Source organism: Winogradskyella sp. Asnod2-B02-A (assembly GCF_045063645.1).
GTDB lineage: Bacteria > Bacteroidota > Bacteroidia > Flavobacteriales > Flavobacteriaceae > Winogradskyella.
The window spans coordinates 1,908,467-1,932,110 of sequence record NZ_JBEFOG010000027.1 but is presented as its reverse complement, the minus strand read 5'-3'; the positions used below and the strand labels follow the sequence as shown (position 1 = coordinate 1,932,110).

19 protein-coding genes are annotated in these 23,644 nt (G+C 32.3%); 9 read left to right on the top strand and 10 right to left on the bottom strand.

Features of this window, described 5'->3' with window-relative positions; all coding sequences use genetic code 11:
* Window positions 1-32: 32 nt before the first annotated feature.
* The 3 genes from ACJJVO_RS16260 to mraZ are packed head-to-tail and all read right to left on the bottom strand — an operon-like array spanning window position 33 to window position 1,706.
* Window positions 33-356, bottom strand: a complete 324-nt coding sequence (locus ACJJVO_RS16260) for an FtsL-like putative cell division protein (RefSeq protein WP_405576000.1) — start codon at window positions 354-356, stop codon at window positions 33-35.
* Window positions 353-1,249, bottom strand: a complete 897-nt coding sequence (rsmH, locus tag ACJJVO_RS16255) for a 16S rRNA (cytosine(1402)-N(4))-methyltransferase RsmH (RefSeq protein ID WP_405575998.1) — start codon at window positions 1,247-1,249, stop codon at window positions 353-355. Before rsmH ends, ACJJVO_RS16260 begins: the two co-directional genes overlap by 4 nt.
* The gene (mraZ, locus tag ACJJVO_RS16250) at window positions 1,236-1,706 is read right to left on the bottom strand and encodes a division/cell wall cluster transcriptional repressor MraZ (protein WP_115816058.1); all 471 of its coding nucleotides are present in this window, start codon (window positions 1,704-1,706) and stop codon (window positions 1,236-1,238) included. The genes rsmH and mraZ overlap by 14 nt, the downstream gene beginning before the upstream one ends.
* Before the next feature lie 285 nt (window positions 1,707-1,991).
* On the opposite strand from mraZ, the gene ACJJVO_RS16245 reads away from it, so the two are divergent.
* The 3 genes from ACJJVO_RS16245 (at window position 1,992) to ACJJVO_RS16235 (ending at window position 4,153) form a co-directional block, all read left to right on the top strand.
* Window positions 1,992-2,756 carry an alpha/beta fold hydrolase gene (locus ACJJVO_RS16245; protein WP_405575996.1) on the top strand — a complete coding sequence of 255 codons (765 nt, stop codon included), beginning with the start codon at window positions 1,992-1,994 and terminating at the stop codon, window positions 2,754-2,756.
* 101 nt (window positions 2,757-2,857) lie between these two features.
* Window positions 2,858-3,472 carry a ribosome biogenesis GTP-binding protein YihA/YsxC gene (yihA, locus tag ACJJVO_RS16240; protein WP_405575995.1) on the top strand — a complete coding sequence of 205 codons (615 nt, stop codon included), beginning with the start codon at window positions 2,858-2,860 and terminating at the stop codon, window positions 3,470-3,472.
* A gap of 9 nt (window positions 3,473-3,481) precedes the next feature.
* The gene (locus tag ACJJVO_RS16235; RefSeq protein WP_405575994.1) at window positions 3,482-4,153 is read left to right on the top strand and encodes a hypothetical protein; all 672 of its coding nucleotides are present in this window, start codon (window positions 3,482-3,484) and stop codon (window positions 4,151-4,153) included.
* 28 nt (window positions 4,154-4,181) lie between these two features.
* On the opposite strand, the gene ACJJVO_RS16230 is transcribed toward ACJJVO_RS16235, so the two are convergent.
* On the bottom strand, window positions 4,182-5,276 hold the full coding sequence (locus tag ACJJVO_RS16230; protein WP_405575992.1) for an ABC transporter permease: 1,095 nt from the start codon (window positions 5,274-5,276) through the stop codon (window positions 4,182-4,184).
* Between the two features lie 8 nt (window positions 5,277-5,284).
* Window positions 5,285-7,429: a carboxy terminal-processing peptidase gene (locus ACJJVO_RS16225; protein ID WP_405575990.1), complete on the bottom strand. Its 2,145-nt coding sequence runs from the start codon at window positions 7,427-7,429 to the stop codon at window positions 5,285-5,287.
* 164 nt (window positions 7,430-7,593) lie between these two features.
* Between ACJJVO_RS16225 and surE the strand changes: the two genes are divergently transcribed.
* From surE to ACJJVO_RS16205, 4 genes are read left to right on the top strand one after another with little or no spacing between them, the layout of a single operon-like run.
* The gene (gene surE, locus ACJJVO_RS16220; protein ID WP_405575988.1) at window positions 7,594-8,367 is read left to right on the top strand and encodes a 5'/3'-nucleotidase SurE; all 774 of its coding nucleotides are present in this window, start codon (window positions 7,594-7,596) and stop codon (window positions 8,365-8,367) included.
* 18 nt (window positions 8,368-8,385) lie between these two features.
* On the top strand, window positions 8,386-9,507 hold the full coding sequence (gene lpxB, locus ACJJVO_RS16215) for a lipid-A-disaccharide synthase (protein WP_405575986.1): 1,122 nt from the start codon (window positions 8,386-8,388) through the stop codon (window positions 9,505-9,507).
* Window positions 9,508-9,522: 15 nt separating this feature from the next.
* Window positions 9,523-10,032: a C40 family peptidase gene (locus ACJJVO_RS16210; RefSeq protein ID WP_405575985.1), complete on the top strand. Its 510-nt coding sequence runs from the start codon at window positions 9,523-9,525 to the stop codon at window positions 10,030-10,032.
* A 32-nt stretch (window positions 10,033-10,064) separates the two neighbouring features.
* Window positions 10,065-12,095, top strand: coding sequence for a ComEC/Rec2 family competence protein (locus ACJJVO_RS16205; RefSeq protein WP_405575984.1), 2,031 nt, complete (start codon window positions 10,065-10,067; stop codon window positions 12,093-12,095).
* 5 nt (window positions 12,096-12,100) lie between these two features.
* Here the strand turns inward: ACJJVO_RS16205 and ACJJVO_RS16200 are convergent, their stop codons facing one another.
* From ACJJVO_RS16200 to ACJJVO_RS16185, 4 genes are all read right to left on the bottom strand, one after another.
* Window positions 12,101-12,649: a thioredoxin family protein gene (locus ACJJVO_RS16200; RefSeq protein ID WP_405576969.1), complete on the bottom strand. Its 549-nt coding sequence runs from the start codon at window positions 12,647-12,649 to the stop codon at window positions 12,101-12,103.
* A gap of 86 nt (window positions 12,650-12,735) precedes the next feature.
* A complete protein-coding gene (locus ACJJVO_RS16195) occupies window positions 12,736-14,856 on the bottom strand; it encodes a peptide MFS transporter (protein WP_405575982.1) in 2,121 nt (706 codons plus the stop codon).
* 69 nt (window positions 14,857-14,925) lie between these two features.
* Entirely contained in the window at window positions 14,926-16,482 is a 1,557-nt protein-coding gene (locus ACJJVO_RS16190) for a peptide MFS transporter (RefSeq protein WP_405575981.1), read from the bottom strand.
* 51 nt (window positions 16,483-16,533) lie between these two features.
* The gene (locus tag ACJJVO_RS16185; RefSeq protein WP_405576967.1) at window positions 16,534-18,735 is read right to left on the bottom strand and encodes a S9 family peptidase; all 2,202 of its coding nucleotides are present in this window, start codon (window positions 18,733-18,735) and stop codon (window positions 16,534-16,536) included.
* 239 nt (window positions 18,736-18,974) lie between these two features.
* Between ACJJVO_RS16185 and ACJJVO_RS16180 the strand changes: the two genes are divergently transcribed.
* Both ACJJVO_RS16180 and ACJJVO_RS16175 read left to right on the top strand, forming a co-directional pair.
* Window positions 18,975-20,291 carry a hydroxymethylglutaryl-CoA reductase, degradative gene (locus tag ACJJVO_RS16180; protein WP_405575979.1) on the top strand — a complete coding sequence of 439 codons (1,317 nt, stop codon included), beginning with the start codon at window positions 18,975-18,977 and terminating at the stop codon, window positions 20,289-20,291.
* Between the two features lie 95 nt (window positions 20,292-20,386).
* The gene (locus ACJJVO_RS16175) at window positions 20,387-21,319 is read left to right on the top strand and encodes a GYDIA family GHMP kinase (RefSeq protein WP_405575977.1); all 933 of its coding nucleotides are present in this window, start codon (window positions 20,387-20,389) and stop codon (window positions 21,317-21,319) included.
* 109 nt (window positions 21,320-21,428) lie between these two features.
* On the opposite strand, the gene ACJJVO_RS16170 is transcribed toward ACJJVO_RS16175, so the two are convergent.
* Window positions 21,429-23,576, bottom strand: a complete 2,148-nt coding sequence (locus tag ACJJVO_RS16170) for a SurA N-terminal domain-containing protein (protein ID WP_405575975.1) — start codon at window positions 23,574-23,576, stop codon at window positions 21,429-21,431.
* Window positions 23,577-23,644: the final 68 nt, after the last annotated feature.

The following is a 23,644-nucleotide window of genomic DNA, read 5'->3' as shown; positions in this document are numbered from 1 at the left end:
AATATGTTTTTCTCTGTTATTGCCAAGACTTATTATTGTTGCTTTTTTGATTTTACTATTATTTTTGTTGGCGGATTTAAGGAAATTTCAATACCCTTCGCCTTCATTTCAGCCTCTACAAAAGACTCTTTTTTAAGCTGCATGAGCTTACCTCTTTTATCTACAAATGCTGAACGCAACTCTTTAACCTCATTGTTCAGCTTTGCTATTTCATAAACTTTTTGATCTGCACTATGCGAACTTGCTATCATTATAATTGCCAAAAAAGAAATGAAAATAATGATGCGCCAATTTTTAAAGGAATCATCACTGATTAAAAACTTCCCTCTTAATATGCCGTAGATGTTTTTTTTCATATTTTCTTAGCAATCCTAAGCTTTGCACTGCGTGCTCTATTATTAACTTTAACTTCTTCTTTTGAAGGAACAATTAGTCCACCCACCTTTTTTAAAGGCACCTCAAAATTTCCAAACACATCACGCTCAGGCTCTCCTTCAAACAATCCATTTCTAATAAATCGTTTTACCAACCTATCCTCTAAAGAATGATAAGAGATAAAACTCAACCTCCCGTCTTTCTTTAAAATCTCTGGAGTCTGTAATAGCAATTCTTTTAAAACTTCTATCTCCTGATTCACCTCAATTCTAATCGCCTGATAAATTTGCGCTAATACCTTATTTTCTTTTTGATGATTTAAGAATGGCTTCAAAACAGCTTTTAACTGCTCACTTGTTTTTATTTCAGCATGCTTTCGCTCTGAAACAATCACCCTTGCCATTGCTGGCGCATTTCGCAGTTCTCCATATTGTAACAATACAGATCTCAACTGCTCCTCATCATAATTATTAACAACTTCAAAGGCAGAAAGCTTACTATCTTGATTCATTCTCATATCGAGATCTGCTTCAAAACGCGTAGAAAAACCTCGCTCAGCAACATCAAACTGATGTGATGACACTCCGAAATCTGCCAAGACACCATCGACTTCTTTCACACCATAAAATCTTAAAAATCGTTTTACAAATCTGAAATTCTCATTGATAAGCACAAAGCGCTCATCATCAATAGCATTTGCTAATGCATCTTTATCTTGATCGAAAGCATATAGTTTTCCATTTGGCCCTAATCTTGATAAGATCTCACGACTATGTCCACCTCCTCCAAAAGTGACATCTACATAAACACCATCTGGCTTTATATCTAAACCGTCAACTGTTTCCTTTAGTAAAACTGCATTATGATAATCCATTTTCTTCGTCGTCTTGTCCCATTACCTCTTCGGCCAAATCAGCAAAATCTGAAGCCGCATCATCAATAGCTTGTTCGTACTTATCTTTATCCCAAATTTCAAGAATATTAACAGCAGAAGCTAAAACCACTTCTTTTGAAATACCTGAAAAACTAATTAAATCCTTCGGAATCAATAATCGCCCAGTACTATCTACCTCTACAATTTTAACTCCTGCAGTAAATCGTCTAATAAAGTCATTATTCTTTTTCTTAAAACGATTGAGCTTATTAATCTTCTCCATCATTTTATTCCATTCAGACATTGGATACAACTCCAAACACGGCTGAAAAACAGCACGCTTTAAAACAAAACCGTCTTGCAAAGCTGATGACAACTGCTTTTTAAGCACAGCAGGTATCATTAGCCTTCCTTTGGCATCAGCTTTACATTCGTATGTTCCTATAAATGAATTCAAAAGGTTTCGTTTACCACTTTAACGATTAAGATTCAAATATATTGAAAAAATCACCACTTTTTACCACATTCTACCACATTTGTTGATAAGTTTTCGTTTAAAACATGTTCAGGTAATTTTAAGGTCAACAAATATCACTTGTAAGCTTTCTTTCCATAAGTGGGAATTATTAACATGACAAACTCCAATGATTTTCAAATAAAAAAATTGATATTTTATTGATAATATTTATATTCTAAAGGATTTAGTTATATTTGTTTTTAACACATAAGCACTGACTTGCAAATGGCACACCTTTTAAAAAAAGAAAAGGATTATAGATATATTGAAGTAGGAGAAGGCACACCAATTATTGTGTTGCATGGATTGATGGGAGGACTCAGTAATTTTGATGCTGTTACTAGGCACTTTAGCACTAAAGGCTATAAGGTTATCATTCCTGAATTACCTATCTACACCATGTCGTTGTTAAAAACCAACGTAAAAAGCTTTGCTAATTATTTAAAAGCTTTTATTGAGTATAAAGGTTTAGACAACGTCATTTTATTGGGTAATTCTCTCGGTGGACATATTGGTCTATACTACACAAAACTGAATCCAGAAAAAGTTAAAGCCCTAATCATTACAGGAAGCTCTGGACTTTACGAAAGCGCAATGGGAGGTGGTTACACCAAACGTAGCGATTACGAGGTTATAAAAAAGAAAGCACAAGACGTATTTTACGATCCTGCAGTTGCAACTAAAGAAATTGTAGATGAAGTTTACGAAACTGTAAACGACAGAAATAAACTAATAAAAACTTTAGCGATTGCCAAAAGTGCTATTAGGCACAATATGGGCAAGGATTTACCTAAAATGAATACTCCAGTTTGTATTATTTGGGGTAAAAACGACAGTGTAACACCACCAGAAGTTGCAAAAGAATTCCATGAGTTATTGCCAGATTCTGAATTATATTGGATTGATAAATGTGGGCATGCAGCCATGATGGAACATCCTGAAGAATTTAATACGATTTTGAGTTCTTGGCTTGAGAAACGTGAGTTTTAAAATCATTAAGTTTAAAACTTAATCACAAAGTTCTTAAGATACCACTTTAAATTACCATAAGCGTTTAATTAAAATGATTTCCGTTTTGGCGGAAACTAAAGATGAAAATAAAATCAGCCGAATTTGTAGTTAGTAATTCTGAAGTTAGTAAATGTCCTAAAGACAACCTACCCGAATATGCATTTATCGGACGAAGTAATGTTGGGAAATCGTCTTTAATTAACATGCTAACGGATAGAAAAAGCTTAGCAAAAACATCTGGGAGACCAGGGAAAACACAGTTAATAAATCATTTTATAATTAATAAAAATTGGTATTTAGTTGATTTACCTGGCTATGGTTATGCTCGTGTTTCAAAATCTTCGAAAAAGAAATTTCAACAGTTTATAACTAATTATTTTGAACAACGCCAACAATTGCTTTCAGCTTTTGTTCTTGTAGATATTAGACATAAACCTCAGCCAATAGATTTAGAGTTTATGCAATATTTAGGTGAAAGTGAAATGCCGTTTGCGATTATTTTCACCAAAGCAGACAAACTAAAGCCTAAAGCTATTGAACGACAGGTACAAGAGTATTGTGACGTATTACTACAAACTTGGGAAGAATTACCTCCTTATTTTGTAACATCTTCTTCTAATAGTATTGGCAAGGATGATGTTTTAGGGTTTATAGGAAAAACTAATGATGAGATTGAAGAATTAAAGAATAATTAAAATTTCGCTATGAAATTAATAACTTCACTAACCCTACTAATATATTTAATTTTAGCTTCTTTCGGTTTTTGTCAGAAAAGGATTCATATTGACGAAAAAGGAGACACTATCGGTCAAAGTCAATTTCTGGAAAAATGGAGAAATAAAGATTTAGGCTTAAGTCGGTGGGATAGTATTGGTAAAGATAAAAAACGATATGCCACACTTAGAAGTAATTTATATACGGCTGGAAACATTGATTATACAACTATAAAAACAGAGATTGAAAAAATAACCCCTTTAAAATTCAATGATAGCAGCATAATAATACTGCAATATTATTATAAAGATGATTTGTGCAGTTCAAAAAGCGATAACCTATGGACAAAAAAAGAGATTAATTCTCGCAAAAATTTTATAAATCCATTGATAAAGGATTACAGAAAACATAATATTATTTTCATTAGTTTATTTGAAAACGGTATAAAATTGAACACTAATTCAAAAAATGAAGAAGAATATTTTTTCTTAGATGTCAACAATTTTGCAAAAGAAAACATTTTTACTAGCCAAACACTTTGCGGATCGTTTGCCGCTATAAAACCAAACGGACAAATTTTAATTAGAAACGGAGAATATAGAGTTGATTTGTTTGAACAGCATTTAAAACCTGAAAATTGGTCGCTATTCTTTAATAATTAAAAAACTACTTTTTAGACAAACAAACGACCTAACCTTTTACATCCAAAGCATCACGTAAAGCATTACCAACCAACATAAAAGCCATAACTAATAGCATGATACAAAATCCAGGTATCAATGCTAAATAAGGTTTTCCGAGAATTATATAATTATAATGACCTTTTATCATCGCTCCCCAACTTGCCATTGGTGGTTGTGCTCCAATACCTAAAAAGCTTAATCCGCTTTCTATTAAAATTGCGGCCGCAAAATTAGCCGCAGAAATTACAATTAAGGGACCAAAAATATTAGGTAATATATGTTTCGTTATGATTCTATAATCATTATAACCTAAAGCTCTCGCTGCAGTAACATATTGCATTTCCTTGGCACTTATTATTTGTCCTCTAACAACTCTAGCTACTTCTACCCACATTGTTAGTCCTACAGCTATAAAAACTTGCCATACCCCTTTCTCTAAAGCTAGCGTAATAGCTATAACTAATAGCAATGTTGGGATTGACCATGTTATATTTATAATCCACATTATAAAGGCATCCACTTTTCCACCATAATAACCTGCTAGACTTCCCATTAATAGCCCAACAATTAAAGAAATAAAAACAGCTACAAAACCAATAAAAAATGAGATCCTTGAACCAATTAAAATCCGACTTAAATAATCCCTTCCGTATTTATCTGTACCGAAAGCGAATTTTCTTTTTTTAATATATTCTTTATAATTCGAATTTGGAAATCGTGTTATTTTCATTTGTTTTTCGAGCCCTTGCAATCCATCTGAAGCATATTCTGTATAAGATATTACATCTCCTTTTACTTCGTAAGATTGAATAGGAATTTCAGTGTCTGTATTATTTTTTCCTAAAAACAGTTTTGAAAAAAAGTTTTGATCAGCTATAATGCCAGAAGGAATGGTTAACATTTGCACTTCAAAACCAGGAGATTTAGAATGAATAGATAAATGCATTTGATTCGCATTTTGTGAAGCATCTGGAGCAAACACATATGCAAAAACAGAAACCAACCCAATACAAACAATAATACCCAAACTAAAAACGCCCCAAAAGTTCTTTTTAAACTTTTGAAGCGCTAAACTTGATAATGAATTATTCTTGTTGCTCATTGACGACTCTAATTCTTCACAGAATTTGCAACTTTATTTTTAATCGCATACGTCATCTTTAAATCATTTAAAACATTTATTGCTTCTTCAACATAAACATCTTTTGCTAAAGCCTTGTGCCAACGGTTACGTTTTTCTAATAATATAGAATCTTTATCCATTAACTTCATTTCATAAGGTAAAGAGTTAAATGTTAAGTCCGTTTGGTATTCAGACAACTTAGAGAAACGCTTAGCTTCTTCTTCGTTAATTTGCATTTCCTTTTTATACGTCTCATAATTTAATGAGTAGTTTTCACGGTCTCTTATTTTTTTCACCCATTGTGCATTCGCATCAATCAATTTTAATTGTTCATTAGCAGCCATACGTTCTTTACTTTTACTAATTGTAGTATCGTAATCGTAATAATTCTCCCATACATCATAATCTGCTGCATCAATTTTATCCCAAGCTAATGGGTTTTCTTGATCTTTTTCTCCTATATCAATATAGCTATAACGATCCGGAACAACAACATCGCTCTTTACTCCTTCTAACTGCGTAGATCCACCATTAATTCTATAGAATTTTTGTGTCGTAAACTTTAAAGCTCCCATATCACCTTTAGTGTTATTTCTTACCATACGGTTTAAATCCATTACAGTTTGCACTGTTCCTTTCCCATAAGTCTGCTTACTACCAATAACAATACCTCTCTTATAATCTTGCATTGCAGCAGCTAAAATTTCTGAAGCCGAAGCAGATAATTCATTAACCAAAATTACTAATGGACCATCCCAAACAATAGATTTATCTTTATCGTTAAGTACTTCTTTTGCTTCTCCAGTCGTTTTAACCTGCACAACAGGACCTTCTTCTATAAATAAACCAGCAATATCTACAACAGTTTGTAGAGATCCTCCTCCATTATTTCTTAAATCCATCACCAAACCTTCTACGCCTTCTTCTTTTAACCTTAAAATTTCTTGCTTAATATCTGAAGCTGCATTTCTCTCATTATAATCTTCAAAACTGATATAAAACTTTGGTAAATTAATAATCCCGAAGGTTTTTCCGTCTTTTTCTACAATAGAAGATTTTGCGTAAGTTTCTTCTAACTCTACAACATCTCTAGTAATAGAAATATCTTGAATAGTACCATCAACTTTCTTTAACGATAACGTAACCACGGTACCTTTTGGTCCTTTAATAAATTTAATAGCATCGTCTAAACGCATACCAACAACATTTACAGCTTCTTTCTCATCCTCTTGTTTTACCTTAAGGATTTGATCACCAACTTCTAGTTCATTAGCTCTCCATGCTGGTCCTCCACTAATAATTTCGTTAACCACAATACCATCAACTTTCTTTTGTAAACGCGCTCCTATTCCTTCAAACTTACCAGAAATATCTCTATCAAAACGCTCTTTATCTTCTGGTGCAAAATAAAATGTATGCGGATCAAATTCTTCTACAATAGCATTTATATAAACAGAAAACCAATCTTCACGTCTTCTATCATCTATATATTCATATAATTCATCTAAAGACTTTTTCGTTTCTAGTCTGGCTTGAGATTCATGCTCCTTAATTGATTTTTTCTCTTTTGATTTTGATTTTTCGGTGTCATCTTTACTTAAATCTTCTTGAGTCACAGCATCATCATAATTAGCAATAGTAGAAAACTTAAGTTGCTGTCTCCAACGCTCTTTCATTTCACGTTTGTTCGTTACATACGTAAGCTTAGTATAATCTGCATTATAGTCCTCTTGTTTAGAAAAATCGAAAGGCTTTTCTAAAATATCAGTGTAAATTGTTTTAGATTCAGCAATACGTTGCAATAAACGTTCGTGTGTGATATTAAAAAACGACACATCATATGCTTTTATTTGATCGTCAATTTTATCTTTATAAGCTTCAAATTCTTTTATATCTGACTCATAAAAATAACGTTTAAATGGATCTAGATTATCTAAATAAGATTCAAAAACATTAGACGAAAAATTATCGTTAATATCCTTTGGCTCAAAGTGACCTTGATCTAATAGATAGGTAATTAGTTGAATTAGTAATTTATCTTTATCTGGATCTTCAAATTTTTTGCTTGTAAAACTACACGATGCAAATGCAATCAATAATGCGAGTAGTAAAAACTTATAATTCCCTTTCATATTCTATTTATTTATTTTTTAAGTAGGCTTTTCAATTTTTCACTAAAATAGAAGAAAAAACCGTGCCATAAAAAATAGAGGCACTAAATTTTTGTTAAAGCAGTTATTAGTTATTAAACGTTAGCTTTTTAGTATTTTTACAATTCAATAAATCTTTGTACGAAATGTCTGCACGACCTTTAATATTAGTTACCAACGATGATGGCATAACAGCACCTGGAATAAGAACTTTAATTTCCGTAATGAATACTATTGGAGATGTCGTTGTTGTAGCACCAGATAGCCCACAAAGCGCAATGGGACATGCCATAACAATCAACTCTACTTTGCATATAGAAAAAGTAACTATAGATGGAAAGCAGTCTGAATATAGTTGCTCCGGCACGCCTGCAGATTGTGTAAAAATAGCTGTAAATGAAATCTTAGAAAGACGACCAGATATTTGTGTTTCTGGCATAAACCATGGATCAAATTCTTCTATCAACGTTATTTATTCTGGTACCATGAGTGCTGCTTTAGAAGCTGGTATTGAAGGAATTCCTGCTATTGGTTTTTCACTTTTAGATTATAATTGGAATGCTAATTTTGAACATTGTAAATCTTTTATAGAAACCATCACTAGACAAGTTTTAGAAAATGGATTACCTGAAGGTGTTGTTTTAAACGTAAATCTTCCAAATCTTGAGAAAGAGGCCATAAAGGGTATCAAAGTTTGTAGACAAGCTAAAGCCAATTGGAAAGAAGAATTTGACAAACGCACCAACCCAATGGGACGAGAATATTATTGGTTAACAGGTAAATTTGTAAACATGGACAAAGGTGAGGACACCGACGAATGGGCTTTAGAACATGGTTACGTTTCTGTGGTGCCTGTCCATTTTGATTTAACTGCTCACCACACCATACAAAAACTAAATACTTGGAATTTGAATGACTAATTTAAAAACTACATAACGTTGAAATATTATATCATTTCAGGAGAAGCTTCGGGCGATTTACATGGCTCAAACCTAATGAAAGCCTTGTTTAAACAAGATAAAGAGGCAGATATTAGATTTTGGGGAGGCGACCTTATGCAACAAGTAGGCGGAGAATTGGTAATGCATTACAAGGAACGTCAATTTATGGGGTTTGCAGAGGTGATTCTTAATCTCAGGAAAGTGTTAGGCCACATAAAGTTTTGCAAAAATGATATTCAAAAATTTCAGCCAGATGTTATAATTTTCATAGACAATTCTGGCTTTAATCTTAGAATTGCTAAATGGGCAAAAGCATTAAATTACAAAACACATTATTATATTTCTCCTCAAGTTTGGGCCTCTAGAGCAAGCAGAGTTGAAAAAATAAAGCAAGATATTGATGCGATGTACTGCATTCTTCCTTTTGAAAAAGCCTTTTACAAAAAGTACAACTACGATGTTAATTTTGTTGGACATCCATTAATTGATGCTATTGCAGATAGACCTCAAGTTGAAGAGGATATTTTTAGAAAAGAAAATAATCTGAGTGATCAACCCATTATCGCCTTATTACCAGGTAGTAGAAAACAAGAAATCACAAAAATGCTTGGTGTTATGCTTAGTTTGGTTGATGATTTTAAAGACTATCAATTTGTTATTGCTGGCGCACCTAGTCAAGATTTTGAGTTTTACAAAGGATTTATTAAGAAGAAAAACATTAAATTTATATCTAATAAAACATACGACTTACTCAGTATTTCCTCTGCAGCACTAGTCACTTCTGGCACGGCAACACTTGAAACTGCTTTATTTAAAGTCCCTCAGGTGGTATGCTACAAAGCAAATGCAATTTCTTATCAAATTGCAAAACGTATTATTACCTTGAAATATATTTCATTGGTAAATTTAATTATGGATCGTGAAGTGGTTACTGAATTAATTCAAGGAGATTTAAACAAAAAAAGGCTTAAAAAAGAATTAACAGCTATTTTAAATACCGAAAAAAGAGAACAACTATTTTTAGACTATTACGAACTAGAGCAAATTCTAGGAGGTCGAGGAGCTAGTGAAAATACTGCTAAATTGATTTACGACGCAGTTAAACCACCCAAACAATAAACATTTACATACCCAATGAAACAAATTTTACCAATTCTACTTTTAATTTTTCTAGCTACTAGCTGTAAATCCAAAAAATCATATTCTAGTAGAAAAAGCACATCACCTTCTGTAAAAGTCAATACTACTGCAAAGCCAACTGCTGAAGCTGAAACTATAGTGAAATATGCCAAAACTTTTGATGGCACACGATATAAATATGGTGGTACAACAAAAAAAGGTATGGACTGTTCTGGCTTAATTTATACCAGCTACAAAAAACATAATGTTAGCTTGCCTAGAACAACATCAGGACTTCAAGGCACAGGAGATTGGATAGACGTTAAAGAAGTAAACGTTGGTGATTTAGTATTTTTTGCGACTAAGAAAAATAGCCGAAAAGTAAATCATGTTGGTATTGTTACTAATGTAAGAACTGGTAATGTAGAATTTATACACGCATCTAGTAGCAGAGGCGTAATGATTTCTTCGTTAGCTGAAAAATATTGGTATTTCTCATTTGTACAAGCTAGACGCGTCTTATAAATACATTTTTATTATATTAGTAACTCACAATCATGAAGTTACTAAATTTTACTATTATAAAACTGACCATTTGTTTGGTTATTGGAATCCTTTTAGCCCATTTCACAAAGCTTAATTTCCAATACATTTTATACATTACTATAGGTTTAATGGTTACTGCTGGAATCTATTGGATAATCTTAAGATCTAAAATCAGTAGATCACCATTTTTCGGAATTCTAGCAGGCTTTTGTATGATTGGAATTGGAATGACCTCCTACAATATTCAAAACGAAACATTAAGACCTCAGCATTATTCAAATCAGAATCCTCTTGAAAACCAAAATATTATTGTTTTTCAAATTGAAAAACGACTAAAACCTGATGCATATAATGATAAATATATTGTTGAAATAAAATCATTTAACAGCAAAAAAGCCACAGGTCATTTACTTATTAATGTGAGACGAGATAGTTTACAAAAACTCTTTAATGTAGATGATGTATTATTTTCTAGCGCAGAATTAAAAGTAATTCAAAAACCATTAAACCCATACCAATTTGATTATAGCAAGTATTTAGAATTGAAACAAGTTTACCATCAACTCTACTTAAGCTCTGCTAACATTTTACAGCTTTCAGGTTCTAAATCTACTATTTATGGTTATGCTGATGAACTGAGACAAACCATCAACACAAAACTTACAGAAGCAGGATTTAAAGACGAAGTCCTTAGCATTATGAATGCGCTTCTACTTGGCCAAAGACAAACAATTGATAAAACGATTTACAATAATTACGTCAACTCTGGCACTATACATATCCTAGCCGTTTCAGGATTGCATGTTGGTATATTATTATGGATTCTAAATTTTGTATTTAGCCCTTTGCTGTATTTAAAATATGGCCATTTTATTAGACCTTTCATTTTAGTTAGTATACTTTGGAGTTTTGCCGTTGTTGCAGGTCTATCTCCTTCCGTTACTAGAGCAGTGACAATGTTTAGTATCATTAGTATTGCTATGCATCTTAAAAGACCAACAAACATTTATAACACATTAGTAATATCTGCCTTTGTGATTTTACTCTTTAAGCCCATGTTTTTATTTTCTGTTGGTTTTCAAATGAGCTATTTGGCCGTTTTAGGTATTGTAAGTGTGCAGCCAATTATTTATAAACTATGGAAAACAAAATATTATTTAACTGATAAATTATGGCAAATACTCACCGTTACTTTAGCTGCTCAAGTGGGAGTTGTGCCAATTAGTTTATTCTATTTTCATCAGTTTCCGGGTTTATTTTTTATTTCTAATATAGTTGTGATTCCTTTTTTAGGTTTAATTCTAGGCCTTGGTTTACTAGTTATTGCATTTGCTTTAATAGGTTTTCTACCAAAGCCAATTGTGTTGGCTTATAGTTTTATAATTGAAAGTTTAAATCAATTTATAGCTTGGATAGCTCAATTTGAAGATTTTTTATTTAGAGATATTCCGTTTACTCTACTTCAAGTTATTACTTGCTATTTGATAATTGTAGCTTTAATTCAACTTTATAAATTCCGAAATTTTAAATGGACAGCCATTAGTTTAATTACTATAATTGGATTACAAGGTGTTTTCATTTATAACACATCTAAAACTCAAAATGATGCTTTTGTTGTGTTTAACAAGAGTCGCTATTCTATGATTGGCATCAAAAAGAATGCTAACTTAACATTGTATCATAATTTAGATTCTATTATGCTGAAATCAGATTATGCCATAAAAAACTACAAAGTTGGTGAGTCTATAAACAATATGTATTCAGACAGTTTACAATCCATATACACATATAAAAGCAAAACTATTTTAGTAATAGACAGCTTAGCCGTATATAAAAGTCTTTCGTTTCAGCCCAATTACATTTTATTACGAAATTCTCCAAGACTAAATCTCAATAGAATGATTGATAGTCTACAACCACAACAAATTATTGCAGATGCAAGTAACTACAAATCTTATTTAAAACGTTGGAAAGCAAGTTGTGAGCATAAAAAAATCCCTTTCCATCAAACAAACGAAAAGGGAGCCTTTATTATTGAATAGATTTTTTATTCCTTAAACTCTGCTTTAAATGATTTGTAATATTCATTAAACTGCTCTTGTGTTGTCATCTCTTTATACTTATCACTTTCAAAAATCTTTAAATACAACTCTAATTGTTGCGGTTTTAAATATCCTTGAACAGGAGAAATCACATTACCTTCTTCATCAAAAAACACCATAGTAGGATATGCTTTTACTTGCAAGTATCTTGAAAATTCGTGCGCACTATTTCTTCTGTTTGCTTTTGATGCATCGTATTTTGGATTTCCGAATGTATTATCCTTATAAGTTACTGTAGAATTTCCTTCGGCATTAAACTTCACAGCGTAATAATGCTTATTCACATAAGCTGCAACATCAGGATTATGAAATGTATTTTTATCTAACATTTTACATGGACCACACCAATTGGTATAAACATCCATAAATATCTTTTTAGGTTCCTTTTTCTGAAGTTCTAAAGCTTCATCCATGGTTACCCAATTAATCTCTTGTGCCATTGCTGTCAATGAAAACACAAAAACAGCTATTAATCCTAAGGTTATTTTTTTCATCATATTCAATTTGTTGCAAATAATGAGCCGAACTTACAAAAAATGCTCCTAAACAGGAGCATTTTAGATATTTTTAACGGTTTTGCTTAACGCACACCATGCATTAACTTTTTCAATACTGGATTTAATACGAATATTATAAGTCCAGCGATAATTGGCACAATAGTAAATATTAAGAAGAACGTTGATAAACTATATTCTTTAGTTATATTTTCAATCTGTCCACCAACTACTGCTGCTAACTTATTACCAATTGCAATGGCTAAGTACCACATCCCAAACATTAAGGCAATCATCCTACCTGGCACCAATTTACTTACATAAGATAAACCTACAGGTGATAAACAGAGCTCACCTAATGTATGGAACAGATAAGCTAAAATCAGCCATACCATACTTACTTTTACACCATCTACAAGACCAAAAGCACCGAAGGCTAGTAAACCAAAACCAAGTCCCATAGTACATAATCCTAATGCATATTTTGTTGCCGCACTTGGGTTGTATTTACTTTCCCACCATTTAGAAAAGAACGAAGCAAAAACTATAATAAAGAACGAGTTTAGAATACTAAACCAAGACACTGTAATTTCAACCTCATTTTCTCTAACTTTTGTAATCGTTGCATCTACAAATCCGGTATCTCTACCTAAACCCTTAGCATTAGCAACTAACTCAGTTTTTTTATCATCGGATGACACAAATGAGAATTCAGTTAATTCCTTGTTCTTATTAATAAGAATTTTACTATCACCAACTTTATAATCTGCATAAGGTTCTCCAACAGTAATTGTTTTTGTTACAATTTTTTGTGACGGATTAGTAACTGTACTTTGAGTCACAGGTATATATTTAAATTGCAATACACCTTTGTCATTTTTAACTTGCTCTCCTTTATCATCTAATTCTGGTTGCTCAATAGCACTATAACTCACATCGTAAGCCGTGGTATTATAATCTCTATTTAACATCCATCCAACAATTCCCCACATTAGTAAGAAACAAATCACTAGGACAATATTAGAACCTGGTATTTTCTTAAATGTTTTCTTCCATAAAATATAAAGCACATAAGAAATAATAATCAATGGAATTACAGTCAATAATGTATTTACAATATTAAATATTGTTGCAGCACTTCCGCTCAATAATCTATCGACGTTATCTCTAGCGAAAATTACTAATGATGATGCTCCTTGCTCAAAAGACATCCAAAAGAACACCGTAAAGAAAGCAAAAATGATAAAGGCTATCATTCGGTCCCTTACTACTGCTGTATATCTTAAAATACGACCAATTACTAATACCAAGAATAACGTTAAAGCAAATAAAACGGCTGTGTATTGCCCTTCAAAATCACCTATTTGTAAAAATGAGAACATATCTACACCTGCAATTTTAGACATAGGATCGTTAATTGCATAGCCTAAACCTATGATTGATGCTATTACAATTAAGACTTTATCTAAAGTTGTAAAAGGGTTAGGACGTTCTTCTTGCTCCTCTTCAGAAATCTCAACACTTTCCTCGTTAATATTTTGAGGTAATTCTACTTCATGCACTTTAGATGGCTTCGCTCCAATTTTCCCAAATAATGGACCCGCTAACCAAAACTGAATCGTTCCTAATAGCATAAAAATTCCTGCTAATCCAAAGCCATAAGCCCAACCTACTTTTTCAGCTAAATAACCACAAAGCATCATTCCGAAAAATGCACCAGCATTTACACCCATATAGTAAATAGTATAAGCACCATCTTTCTTTTCTGGGTTCTTTTTATACATATCTGAAATAATAGACGTCATTGTTGGTTTAAAGAAACCAGTACCTACTACTAAAAGAAACAAACCAAAGTATAATGAAAATTCAGTTTCTAAGGCCATAGACGCATGGCCAGCCGTCATTATTAACGACCCAATAATTACTGCAGCTCTATAACCAGTGTATTTATCTGCCAGCCAACCACCAATAATTGGTGTTATATATAGTAACATCGCATAAGTTCCAAAAAGTGCCCCTGCATTTTCTACAGTCCATTCCCAACCTGGATTATAGCCAATAGCTGCCATGGTAAGAAAATTAACAAGTAGTACACGCATTCCGTAGAATGAAAAGCGTTCCCACATTTCGGTAAAAAACAAAACAAAAAGTCCTGCTGGATGACCAAGAACTTTGTCTTTAAATAGATTTTCGATGTCTGTATTCATAAAAAATAATTTAGTTAGGATGAATTCTTAAAGTAGAATTCTATAAGGGTTATTTTAATTTACTATTATTTATTCCGCTAGTTCAAAACCTTCCGCTTCGTCATCATGCATTTCAACTTCATTGTCTTCTGCGCCATGAGTTAATCTTTTTAATGGTTTTAATAGTAATATTACCAATATACCAAAAAGAACAGTAAATATAGTTATGCCAGAAAAGATGGCATACTCACCAAATTCAGATGCAGATTCTCCAATTACACCTGCAACTTTATTACCTAATCCAGTTGCTGCAAAATAAACTCCCATCATTAATGAGGCATATTTTACAGGTGCTAACTTAGTTATAAAAGATAATGCTACAGGAGAAGAACATAATTCTCCGATGGTATGAAATAAATAAGCTAATACTAACCAATACATTGCTGAACTTCCTTTAGAATTAAATTCTGCTGCTGCAAATATCATAAACACAAAACCAAGTCCCATTATCATTGTACCTATTGCCATTTTAAATAAAGAAGAAGCTTCTTTTCCTTTCAGTTTGCGTTTAGCCCAAAAACCAGCTACTAAGGTTGCAAATATGATTATAAATCCTGCATTTAAACCTTGAAACCAAGTTGCTGGTATTTCCCACCCAAACAACATTCGGTCTGTATTAGTTTTAGTATAAATACTCATTAATCCACCTGCTTGTTCAAATGCACCCCAAAATACAATTACTATTAAAAAGGATAATAACAGAACTAAATATCTATCCTTAGCTATTTGAGTCTCTAAATTCTTATAAATCATCATCATTATTCCTGCTACAACAGCAATAAAAATATATAACACCGTATAGCCCCAACTATCAACACCATTGTAGGTAAAACCTGCATAAAGAGCGTACGCCATTATTAAAGCTACAATACCAAGATTAACTGGAGACTTAAATAAATCACTTAACAATTTAGCTATGGATACATCATTGTTTTTATCCTCTGCTGTTGGTTTATTACCAACCGTAACTAAAAATTTTTGGCCATACATGTAAACAACTAAGCCTAAAAGCATCGCAATTCCTGCTAAACCAAAACCATAATGCCAACCTATCTCTTCACCAATATAACCCACAATAAAGGTTGCTAGTAATGAGCCTAAGTTAATTCCTATGTAAAAAATACTAAATCCTTTATCTCTTCTTATATCTCCTGGTTTATATAAACCTCCAACCATTGTTGAAATATTAGGTTTTAATAAGCCTACACCTAAAATAATTAGAGCTAGACCTGTGTAAAATGCCCACATCACATCGAATGCTAAAATCCCATGTCCAGCAACAAGTATCAATGCACCATAAAAAACGGCTTTCTTTTGTCCTAAATATTTATCTGCAATCATCCCACCAGGAATTGACATCACATAAACCAGCATTGTATACCAACCGTAAAGCATAATAGATTGTGAATCTAACCAACCTAAACCTGGATTATCAGCTGTTGTTTTTTCAACTAAATAAAGTGTCAATAATGCTCGCATTCCATAGTAAGAAAATCGTTCCCACATCTCTGTAAAGAATAAAACATAAAGACCTACTGGATGCCCAAATAGTTCTTTTTGATGCGGTTGTTTAATGGCTGTTGACATGATTGTTATTTTAGTTAGTAGTTAGTTTTTCTTTTTATAATCTTAAGATTACTAATTCTTAGACATCTCTAGTTTATCACCTAAAGTCTTATGAATAAAATTAGTCATTTTCTTATATAAATGTAATCTTGTATTTCCTCCGTAAATGCCGTGATTTTTATCTGGATAAATCATCCATTCAAATTGCTTATCCGCTTGAATTAATGCTTCAACCATTCGCATAGTATTTTGAACATGCACATTATCATCACCTGTTCCGTGAATTAAAAGAAAATCTCCTTTCAGTTTATCAACGTGATTTATTGGTGAATTTTCATCATAACCGCTTGCATTTTCCTGAGGTGTAGTCATATAACGCTCTGTGTAAATAGAATCATAGAATCTCCAGCTTGTAACAGGTGCAACTGCAATAGCCATCTTAAAGACATCATTCCCTTTAAAAAGTGCATTACTACTCATAAAGCCACCATAGCTCCAACCCCAAATTCCAATTCTTTCAGCATCAATATAATTTAGTTTACCCAGTTGCTTTGCAGCTTCAATCTGATCTTCAACTTCGTATTTCCCTAATTCGTTTTGTGTCACTTTCTTAAAATCGGCACCTTTAAATCCTGTTCCTCTACCATCAATACAAACCACAATATAACCTTGTTGTGCTAACATTTGATACCAATAATCATTTGCACTATTCCAACGATTAGCGACCTGCTGAGAACCTGGACCAGAATATTGGTACATAAACAATGGATAAGTCTTGTTTGCATCAAAATCCTTGGGTTTAATTGTCCACATATTTAAATCATTACCATTTACAGAAATAGTACTAAATTCTTTTTTAGACATTGCATAGCCTTGTAATTTCTTTGCTAAAACATTATTGTCTTTAATCTGCTTTACAATTTTCCCCGATTTTGAATCATACAATACATATTCTGGTGGTGTCGTTGCACTAGAAAATGTATTAATAAAATAAGTAAAATCTGCACTAAAAGACGCACTGTTTGTTCCAACTTTCTGTGTAAGACGTTTTTTATTTTTACCGTTTAAGCCTATAGAATAAACATCTCTATTGACAGAACCATTTTCTGTAGATTGAAAATATATAGTATTCTTTTTTTCATTGAAGCCATAATAATCTGTGACTTCCCAATTCCCTTTTGTCACTTGGTTAATTAGCTTACCTGCTTTAGAATAATGATAAATGTGATTAAATCCATCTAATTCACTTGTCCAGATAAAACTATTATCTTTTAAAAATGTTAAATTGAAAGTAACATCAATATACGCTTTATCTTTTTCTGCTAATACAATTTTTGAAGTCAGGGCTTTAGTATCAATCATCCAAAGATCTAATTCGTTTTGATGACGATTCATAAATTGAACACTTAAAACATTAGCTTCATTTGTCCATTTTAATCTAGGAATGTAGAAATCCTCATAATCTTTATCTACTTTTAATTCAGATACGTTTTTTGAATTAATGTCATATAAATGCAAAGACACTTTAGAATTTGCCTCACCAGCTTTAGGGTATTTAAACACATGTTGCGTTGGGTACAAATCTGAGCCATAAACATCCATTGAAAATTCTGGCACATTAGTTTCATCAAATCTTATAAAAGCAATCTGATCACTATTTGCATTCCAATCAAACGCTCTTACAAAAGCAAATTCTTCTTCATAAACCCAATCCGTAATGCCGTTGATAATTTTGTTCTTTTCACCATCTTTAGTGACTTGTTCAACCTTACCCGATTTTAGATCTTTAACATACAAATTATTTTTAAATCCATAAGCGATTTTTAAACCGTCTGGAGACAATGTTGGTTCTTGAACCAAATCATCAGACACTTTAGTTACTTTTTTTGAAGCAATATCATAAATATAATATTCACCCAATGTAGAATGTCTAAAAACAGGTTCTGATTTTGTAGTAAGAATTATTTTAGATTCATCTTTATTAAAAGAATAATCCAAAAAATATTGGATCTCAGCAATATCACCTGAAGACACTAAAGTTTTTGTTTTTTCTAAAGTTTTATAATCATAAATATCAATAGATGTCGTTCTTGATTCTCTATTAAAATTTAAAACGGAATACTCATTTCCGTTAGCCATAGAATGCAAAGATTGCATACCTTCTGTTCTAAATTCACCGCTCCAAATCTCTTGAAGTGTTATTTGTTTTTCTTGACAAAAAACCAAAGAAGTCATTAAAAAGCCGAAAACAGCTACAAGATGTCTAAATTTCATGTATTTATATTTAATATTTACAAAAGCCACATGCTGTTCGCTATTAATCATACTTTTATCAATAGCTAGTTTTAACATGCTTGTTTTATAAATCTCAAGTTTCAATAAAGCAATGCCAAGTTTACTAAAAATTATGCAAAAAATAGCTATTATTAACAGTAAATCGGCATTTACAATCGATTATGCACTCATTTAATACCAATCCTAGTATCTTTGTTTTTTTCAAAAATTAAAACAACATGCCAAACACCATTTCAGGCTTTTCTAAGCTTTCTAAATCCGAAAAAATTGAGTGGCTTTTAAATTCATATTTCGTAGATAAAGATAGCGCAAGAGCACTAGTACAACGTTACTGGAACTCGGATGAAAAACTTCAAAAACTACACGATGAATTTATAGAAAACACCATTACCAACTATTATTTACCATTAGGTGTTGCACCTAACTTTTTAATTAACGACACTTTTTACACTATTCCAATGGCTATTGAGGAAAGTTCGGTAGTTGCTGCAGCAAGTAAAGCGGCTAAATTTTGGTTAGAACGCGGAGGTTTTAAAGCAGAAGTCATATCCACTGAAAAAATTGGCCAAGTACATTTTATTTTCAAAGGAGATTTTAATAAACTTAAAACTTTTTTTAATCATGTAAAGCCCAAATTAATTAGTGATACTGCTTCTATGACTCAAAGTATGGAACGCAGAGGAGGAGGCATTTTAGATATTGAATTACGAGACAAATCGAAAGATTTACCCAATTACTATCAACTTCACGCCACGTTTGAAACTTTAGACGCTATGGGAGCGAATTTCATCAATACGTGTTTGGAACAATTTGCAACGACTTTTAAGAATGAAGCCTTACAATATGAAAGCTTCAATGAATTAGAGCAAAACATTACCATTGTAATGAGCATACTTTCTAACTACGTACCACAATGTTTAGTACGCGCAGAAGTATCTTGTAAGATTGAAGATTTAAAAAGTAAGGATATTCCAAATCCTGAAGAGTTTGCTCAAAAATTTAAACAAGCTATTAGTATTGCAGAAATAGAACCTTATAGAGCTGTAACGCACAACAAAGGTATAATGAATGGCATTGATGCTGTTGTTTTAGCCACTGGAAATGATTTTAGAGCTGTAGAAGCTGGAGTGCACGCTTATGCCGCAAAAGATGGCTCATATTCTAGTTTAACACATTGTTCAATTGACCATGGTATTTTTAAATTTTGGATTGAAATTCCATTAGCTTTAGGAACCGTTGGAGGTTTAACAAGCCTACATCCTTTAGTTAAGTTCTCATTAGAAATGTTACAAAAACCAACAGCTAGAGATTTAATGAAAATAGTTGCTGTTGCAGGACTAGCTCAAAATTTTGGTGCTGTAAAATCCTTAACCACAACAGGAATTCAAGAAGGACACATGAAAATGCACTTAATGAATATATTAAATCAGTTTGAAGCAACAGAAATTGAAAAAGTAAAACTTGTTGAATACTTTAAAACACATGTGGTAACGCATAGCACAGTTGTAGAAGCTATTAAAAACATACGAAACTAAATTAAAAAGACCAACACACCTCTTACAATTGGTATTGTAGAACATAGATGACACTCAGTGATTATAGAAGAACAGCAATAAGCAAAATTTAAATTTTGAACAATAACCCTAAAACATATAGAAGTAATGGTAAACTACTACTTACAGCAGAATATGCTGTATTAGATGGCGCAAAGGCTTTAGCGATCCCAACTAAATATGGACAGAGTCTAGACGTTATTGCGAATAACTCTAACAAAATAAATTGGAAGAGTTATAATGAATTAGGTGAGGTTTGGTTTGAAGATGTATTTACTATACAAGACGCTTCATCTGTGTTTAGCGTGACATCAGCTTTAAAGAATGATATTTCTGAGCGCCTTATTGAAATATTAAAAGCAGTCCAAAGTTTGAATCCTAAGTTTTTAGCTTCGAATCGAGGATATAATATTACTACGCATCAAGATTTTAATAGACTTTGGGGTTTGGGCACCTCTTCAACTTTAATTAATAATATAGCGAATTGGGCAAATGTAGACGCCTACCAATTGCTTGCAAAAACTTTTGGAGGTAGTGGTTACGATATTGCTTGTGCACAGCATAATGATCCAATAACATATCAGTTAAACTCTGAACAAAAGCCTAAAGTTGAAACTGTAAATTTTCAACCTAATTTTAAGCCGCAACTCTATTTTGTATATCTCAACCAAAAACAGAATAGTAGAGACGGGATTTCAACTTATAAAAAAAATGCGGAAATCAATTCAGATAACATTGCACAGATTAATGCTATAACAGAAGCTATGATTGTTTGCAAATCACTTTCGGAATTTGAAAGTTTGATTGAAAAACATGAAAACATCATTTCAAACCTCATTCAGCAAGACCCAATTAAAACCCAATTCTTTTCAGATTTTAATGGTGCGGTAAAAAGTTTAGGAGCTTGGGGAGGCGATTTTGTGTTAGTCACTTCTAAGAACAATCCTAAAGCCTACTTCAATGCAAAAGGGTATGATATTGTTATACCTTATGACGGTATGATTTTATAAATGGTTTACGCATATTGAATGCTATGATACCACACAACTAACCTTTAAGACATAAAAAAGGCTTTACAAACATGTAAAGCCTTTTTAAGTAAATTATTTTTCTAATCGGTTAGTATACCGTTTTAGCTCTATTATCTTCTATTTCTGCAGCATCTTCTAAAGCTGTAATCACTTTAGTTTGCACTGTATTTCTACGCTCTGTATTTAATCTATTCATTATTGCAGAATAGTTATCTAACTTAGTTGCCTCGTTAACTTTAGTCACCTCTAAAACATAAACTCCTTTTTCACCATCAATTGGCTTTGAAGTTACTCCTTGCGCTAAACCAAATGCAGCACCTACAACTTTAGGCTCTACACCTGCACCAGACAAGGTAGTATTCTTAATTGTAACAGCAGCAGCTGTTCTTGGACTCTGACCTTGATTCTTAGCAATTTCGGCAACAGTTGTTCCTGTTAATTCTTTGCGAATCATTTGTGCTTTCTTTTCTTTTCTTATTTCTGGTAAAGCCGTAATTGAAGCATCTTCAATACTCATTAGACCTTTCTCCTTTTTCTCTACCACCTTAGCAACGATAAATCCAAAGTTAGATATTGCGAAATTCTTAAAATCACCTGTTTCGGTATCATCATCAAATGCCCAACGCACTACTTCTCTTTGACTTCCAAGACCTGGAATATTCTCATCTAATTCATTAAATGTAATTGGCTTTAATACCAAATCACGCTCTTTTGCTAATGCATTAAAATCTCCATCTTTAGATGCAATTTCGAACTTAGACATTTTGTTAAACACATCTTGAAGTGTTTGATCAGATGGTTCAATTTTATCTGCAAGAGTTGCTATTTTAACTGTTTTATTAAAACTCTTTTGTTCCAATACTTCAATAATATGGTATCCAAAAGATGTTTGTACCACACCTATATCACCTTCTTTATTATCAAAAGCATAAGCCTTAAATTCTGGTGCCATTCCTGCTCTGTAATCAAATTCAATCTCACCATCTTTTTCGTTACTTACTTTATCAGAAGACAACTCTAATAAATCCATAAATTTAGTACCTGCTTGTATTTTAGCAAAAATACTATCTGCTGTAGCCTTAGCTTCTTCTACTGTTTTAGTAACTGCAGCATCTGCTCTTTGACCTCCAACATGTGGAATTAAGATGTGACGTACTTTTACAGAATCTGGCATTTGCTTTGTTGCAATTACTTTAGATAATTTGTAATACTCACCATCTTTATAAGGTCCGTAATAGTCACCTACACTTAACTTTAATAAAGTATCTTTAGCTACTGCTGGCAATTCTGCTGCTCTTAAAAATGAATCGTTATATTTAATATCTGAATTTGAATTTATAAATTCTTCGATATCAGTAGCAGAATCGAATCCTGGAACAACTTCAGTATTCTTACTACTCTCATTATATTCTGATTTATCCGACTTTAAAGCTAACAAATCTGCTTTAATTTTATCTTCATCAGCCTTAGAAGCTTCTTCTTTAAACTCAACATATACAACTTCTCTACTTGCTTCCGTTTCGTAAGTATCTTTGTGAGCATTCATGTATGCTTGAATTTCAGTTTTAGATGCAACAACTAAACTATCTGCTATAGTTGTATAAGGCACTTGCACGTAGCGAATATCTACTGTTTTTGCATCACCAAAATAATCATCTTCAGCTTCAGCTATAGTTGTACTAACACCAGCTTTAATCATATTGTAATATGTTTGCTGAATAGCATTTGCAGCAATCGTCTGCTCATTGTTTGTCCAACTTTCATAGTTAACCATAAAGTTACCTAAAGGTGCTGCTTCGCCGTTTAAATCTTTTAAGTTAGATATAAAAGCGTTTAAACGATTTACATCAAAATTCCCATTTTCATCTTGAAATTCAGGATATGAAGAAAAACTATTTTTCAATAAATCTCTCATTTCGTCTTTTTCAACAGACAATCCTAATTCATCAAACTCAGATTTTAAAACAATACTGCGTAATTCTTGATTGTAAATAGCATTCATTGCTTGAGTAGATGTTTGCCTTCCTCCTGCTCTATCTTGATAATTTTTAACCTTTTGCTGAAAATCGTTACGATTAATATCAGTACCGTTAACAGTAGCAACCACGTCTTGTGGACCACCTGTAAATGCTGTAGAATTCTTGAATAAATCTCCAATTACAAATGAGAATAACGCTAACGCGATAACCAATATTAATATCAGCGAACGTTGTCTAATTTTATTTAAAACTGCCATAGTCTTTGTTGTATAGTATATTTTTGGTGTAAATAAGTCTGCGAAAATAGTATTTTCTACTAAATAAT

Excerpts from the sequence above, each read along its gene's own strand:
- rsmH (WP_405575998.1), bottom strand. The coding sequence starts at position 1,249 with ATGGATTATCATAATGCAGTTTTACTAAAGGAAACAGTTGACGGTTTA.
- ACJJVO_RS16210 (WP_405575985.1), top strand. The coding sequence starts at position 9,523 with ATGAAACAAATTTTACCAATTCTACTTTTAATTTTTCTAGCTACTAGC.
- ACJJVO_RS16235 (WP_405575994.1), top strand. The coding sequence starts at position 3,482 with ATGAAATTAATAACTTCACTAACCCTACTAATATATTTAATTTTAGCT.
- ACJJVO_RS16185 (WP_405576967.1), bottom strand. The coding sequence starts at position 18,735 with ATGAAATTTAGACATCTTGTAGCTGTTTTCGGCTTTTTAATGACTTCT.
- ACJJVO_RS16230 (WP_405575992.1), bottom strand. The coding sequence starts at position 5,276 with ATGAGCAACAAGAATAATTCATTATCAAGTTTAGCGCTTCAAAAGTTT.
- ACJJVO_RS16225 (WP_405575990.1), bottom strand. The coding sequence starts at position 7,429 with ATGAAAGGGAATTATAAGTTTTTACTACTCGCATTATTGATTGCATTT.
- ACJJVO_RS16200 (WP_405576969.1), bottom strand. The coding sequence starts at position 12,649 with ATGAAAAAAATAACCTTAGGATTAATAGCTGTTTTTGTGTTTTCATTG.
- surE (WP_405575988.1), top strand. The coding sequence starts at position 7,594 with ATGTCTGCACGACCTTTAATATTAGTTACCAACGATGATGGCATAACA.
- ACJJVO_RS16205 (WP_405575984.1), top strand. The coding sequence starts at position 10,065 with ATGAAGTTACTAAATTTTACTATTATAAAACTGACCATTTGTTTGGTT.
- yihA (WP_405575995.1), top strand. The coding sequence starts at position 2,858 with ATGAAAATAAAATCAGCCGAATTTGTAGTTAGTAATTCTGAAGTTAGT.
- ACJJVO_RS16170 (WP_405575975.1), bottom strand. The coding sequence starts at position 23,576 with ATGGCAGTTTTAAATAAAATTAGACAACGTTCGCTGATATTAATATTG.
- ACJJVO_RS16180 (WP_405575979.1), top strand. The coding sequence starts at position 18,975 with ATGCCAAACACCATTTCAGGCTTTTCTAAGCTTTCTAAATCCGAAAAA.
- ACJJVO_RS16190 (WP_405575981.1), bottom strand. The coding sequence starts at position 16,482 with ATGTCAACAGCCATTAAACAACCGCATCAAAAAGAACTATTTGGGCAT.
- ACJJVO_RS16195 (WP_405575982.1), bottom strand. The coding sequence starts at position 14,856 with ATGAATACAGACATCGAAAATCTATTTAAAGACAAAGTTCTTGGTCAT.
- ACJJVO_RS16245 (WP_405575996.1), top strand. The coding sequence starts at position 1,992 with ATGGCACACCTTTTAAAAAAAGAAAAGGATTATAGATATATTGAAGTA.
- ACJJVO_RS16260 (WP_405576000.1), bottom strand. The coding sequence starts at position 356 with ATGAAAAAAAACATCTACGGCATATTAAGAGGGAAGTTTTTAATCAGT.